Origin of the sequence: Protofrankia sp. Cr1 (assembly GCF_963555865.1) — a bacterium.
In the GTDB taxonomy this organism is placed as follows: Bacteria; Actinomycetota; Actinomycetes; order Frankiales; family Frankiaceae; genus Protofrankia.
Genome location: NZ_CAUVXO010000501.1, coordinates 1 through 3,730, shown reverse-complemented (window position 1 = coordinate 3,730; position 3,730 = coordinate 1). Strand labels below are relative to the sequence as shown.

Genomic DNA, 3,730 nt, shown 5'->3' with positions numbered 1-3,730 from the left:
GGCTCTCGGGCCCGCGATCTACTCCGCCGTGCTCGGGAGCTGCATCAACTCGCTGACGAGGTGCTCGATGCGGATGATGCGCTGCGCGCCGACGTCGGCGACGCGTTCCGGACCCTGCGTGCGGAGATGGTGCGCCGCGAGCTGGCGACGATCCCGATCGGCCGGCTACGAGACAGTACGGACGGTCGTCTCCGCCTGGGAGTTCTCGAACGCAGTGGCATTACGACTGTCCTGGAGGTCTGTGAGGCGCCGCCTGGTGCGCTGCAGACGATCGACGGTATCGGTGAACAGACCGCGAAACAGGTCCTCGGCGCCGCCCAGCAGATTGCGACCGCCATTGAGGAAAGCCTTGCGGTCCGCGTCGACCTCGACCCGGATAACCCGCGCAGCACTGCGCTGCTGGTAGCGCTACGCCGGTTCGACCAGGCTGACCGCGGCGGACTTGCGGCCGTACGCACACCCGCCGGCAAGCTCCGCGACGACCTACCGGACCTGCTCCGTGCGGCCCGCACCAGCCGCGGCAGGATCCGGATGCTCCTCGCCGGCAAGGAACGCCGCGACGAGGCACTCGTCGCCCTCGGACGGCTCCAGGAGCTCCTGATCGGCGTCGACGCGACGGACCTGCCCAACCAGCTTGCGCGGGCTGTCGAACTGGTCCGCCATTCAGCAGAACCCGACGGCGTCTGGGCCGACTTCGAGCGTCGGGCAGCCGAGTACTACGGCTTGCTCGGCGAGGTCGTCGATCTCAACCTCGACGTCGACGCGGTCGAGGGTTTCCTGCCCGCCGAGATCACTGCGCGTGTTCGCGAGCAGCGGCTCGACGACACCTTTCGCGAGGTGTCGCTGCGCGGCTACCAGTCCTTCGGGGCACGCTTCGCCCTTGTACAACGGCGAGTGATCATCGGGGATGAGATGGGTCTCGGCAAGACGATCCAGGCCATCGCGGCATTCGCCCATCTCAGGGCGACCGGCAAGACCCATTTCCTCGTCGTCTGCCCCGCGTCCGTACTGATCAACTGGCTTCGTGAGGTCCCGGCGCGGAGCATACTGCGAGCGCACCGGCTGCACGGCTCAGAGCGGGCTGCGAACCTGTCCGCCTGGGTACGACACGGCGACGTCGGGATCACCACCTTCGAGTCCCTGAAGGCGCTGGCGATCCCCGACGGCCTGGGAATCGCCATGCTCGTCGTGGACGAGGCCCATTACGTCAAGAACCCCGCCGCCCAGCGGTCGAAGGCCGTGCGCGTCCTCACCGAACGCGCCGAACGGGTACTCTTTTTGACTGGTACCCCGCTGCAGAACCGGGTCGAGGAATTCAAGAATCTTATCGACTATCTACAGCCACACCTGGTGCCGAGTCTCAACGGCTTGCACACCATCGGCTCACCGTCGCTCTTCCGTAAGCAGGTCGCGCCTGCCTACCTACGACGTAATACCGAGGACGTGCTTTCAGAACTACCCGACCTGGTGATGACCGATGAATGGGAGGAGTTCGGGCCCGAGGACTTCGCGGTCTACCGTCGGGCTGTCGCCGAGGGCAATCCGATGGCAATGCGCCAGGCTGCCTACCGCACCGGCGAGCGGTCTTCCTCGAGTAAGCTTCGCCGCCTTCTGGAGATCGTGGCGGAGTCCACCGACAATCGACGGAAGGTTGTCATTTTCTCCTACTTCCGCGGCGTGATCGACGTCGTGGTCCGTGCTCTCGCGGCGGCCGTCCCGGCTGCGACAGTTGTGGGGCCGCTCACCGGCTCCACACCACCGACCGACCGTCAGCGGATGGTCGATGAGTTCTCCGCCACCGCCGGCCCTGCGGTGCTGGTCAGCCAGATCGAGGCCGGCGGAGTCGGTCTGAACATCCAGGCAGGCTCGGTGGTCATCCTCTGCGAGCCGCAGGTCAAACCGGCGATGGAAGAACAAGCGGTCAAGCGCTGCCACCGCATGGGCCAGGTGCGCTCGGTCCAGGTGCACCGGATTCTCATCACCGACAGCGTCGACCAGCGCATGCTCGAGGTACTGGCGGAGAAGAAGCGGCTGTTCGACGCATACGCTCGCGACAGCGAGATCGGAGCCGACCCGGATGCGATCGACATTTCCGACGTCGACATGGCGCGCCACGTCGTCGAAACGGAGCAGATGAGGCTCGGGCTCGCAGACCTCGCCATGTGAAATGGGAAAGCGGGATTCAGTTCACAACCTACTCGCCGCCCGCCTCGAACCTATCAAGGCTGCATGACGCCGGGTTAACCGGCATGGTCATTCTGCACGCCAAGACCCGTTCCAGCCCCGGTCAGCCCACCACGTCGCCGCTACCACTTGACCAAACCCCGGCCAGCACCACTACACAGTCAGATCGCAACTCGTATCCGATCAGCGGCACGGTGTCACAGCCCTCAGGGGTCAGCACCACCGGCTTGCCGAGTGCGCGGCCGATCGCCCGCATGAACTGGCACAACACGTCCAGCCGATCCTGGCCCTGCAACTGCCGCAGATCAACATCGAAGTCGATCCGCTCGAGCACGTACGGTCGAAAGATCGCAAGAACGTCCGGTGCGAGCCAAACCTTCAACATCCCAGCCCGCCCATTTCGCCGATTCAGCATGTCCTCGACCCGGTGCGGCAACCGAACCACCCGCCCGTCCACCGAATACTCGTAAGCCCACCCCCGGGACCGGACAAGATCCACGACGGCCTGCCAGTCGGCGATCGTCGTGTCCGGCACATGCACGTCCGGCAGCGACCCATTCTCCTCCGGGTCAAACCATTCCCTGACGTCATCCCACAATAGATCAGGCACGTCCACATAGTGCCAGCACCCACCTCGACCCACACCCGGGTTCCTCTCTCGACAAGGCCAAGGGGACATCCCCGTGGGCGTCGCGGAACGGATTGGCGTCACCAAGAGCCGGGTCTCCCAGATCGAACGCGGCGAGGTCTCCACCGTCGAGGCTATCGCCCGCTACGTCCAGGCCCTCGGCGGCCACATCTAGATCTCTGCCGGCTTCGGCGACGACTTGTACATCCTGCGCGGCACCGACACCCACGTGGCATAACCGCAAGCCCCGAGTCGGGGGATCTCACGCCCGGCCGACGATCCAGGTTTTCTACCGAATGTTGAGACCACCGTCGCGTCGGCCATCAGACCCCACCCACCCGGCACGGCGAGCGGGAAACTCCCCTCCACCATCCAGCCTGTCGACGCTACCGAGATCATCCTATTGGAGCGTCGCTATAACCGTTTGAACCCGCCCTGCCTTGGGGTGTCTCCTGTGCTCGCTCGTCGCCGACGACAACGGATTTGTTCAGCTCACGCTCGCCGCGTACAACTGCGGCGAACAGTACGTAAAAACCGGAAGTAGCACTCCGCGGAATCGCGCCACCACCATGTGATCAGAACCGATCACGCTCGGATGAGGTCGAGGAAGGCGATGTTCCGGTTTGCCTCGATGAACTGGGACCGTCGCGCGATGGCTCCGTCCGAGATCTCGCCGGCGCCCTCATGCCCGAAGGTCGGTCAGCGGTCAGCGGTCAGCGATGGTCGCCACGGGCTGCCCGCAGACTCATGTCCCGCAGAATGGCCGCCATCGTCTCGCGGTCCACCTCGGTGGCGCTGTGTGGCGTGGAGTTCAGTAGTCCGAACAACGCATGCGCCCGCGCGCGGCTCTCCGCGACGCCGAGGCGGCAGTCGATCTGGCGCAGGACCGACGCCCATGTCTCGACGTAGGCGCGCTGC

General features: G+C 65.3%; 3 protein-coding genes and 1 pseudogene. 2 read left to right on the top strand and 2 right to left on the bottom strand.

The window, feature by feature from the left end; translation table 11 throughout:
• A partial coding sequence (locus U9980_RS24600) for a DEAD/DEAH box helicase (RefSeq protein WP_322770106.1) occupies positions 1-2,166 on the top strand: 2,166 nt, incomplete at its 5' end.
• Positions 2,167-2,287: 121 nt separating this feature from the next.
• Here U9980_RS24600 and U9980_RS24595 read toward each other — a convergent pair.
• Positions 2,288-2,794, bottom strand: coding sequence for a hypothetical protein (locus tag U9980_RS24595; protein WP_416210390.1), 507 nt, complete (start codon positions 2,792-2,794; stop codon positions 2,288-2,290).
• A 73-nt stretch (positions 2,795-2,867) separates the two neighbouring features.
• Between U9980_RS24595 and U9980_RS24590 the strand changes: the two genes are divergently transcribed.
• The gene (locus U9980_RS24590; protein WP_322770104.1) at positions 2,868-2,987 is read left to right on the top strand and encodes a helix-turn-helix transcriptional regulator; all 120 of its coding nucleotides are present in this window, start codon (positions 2,868-2,870) and stop codon (positions 2,985-2,987) included.
• 538 nt (positions 2,988-3,525) lie between these two features.
• Here U9980_RS24590 and U9980_RS24585 read toward each other — a convergent pair.
• A pseudogene (locus U9980_RS24585) lies at positions 3,526-3,730 on the bottom strand (TetR/AcrR family transcriptional regulator); the annotation flags it as partial.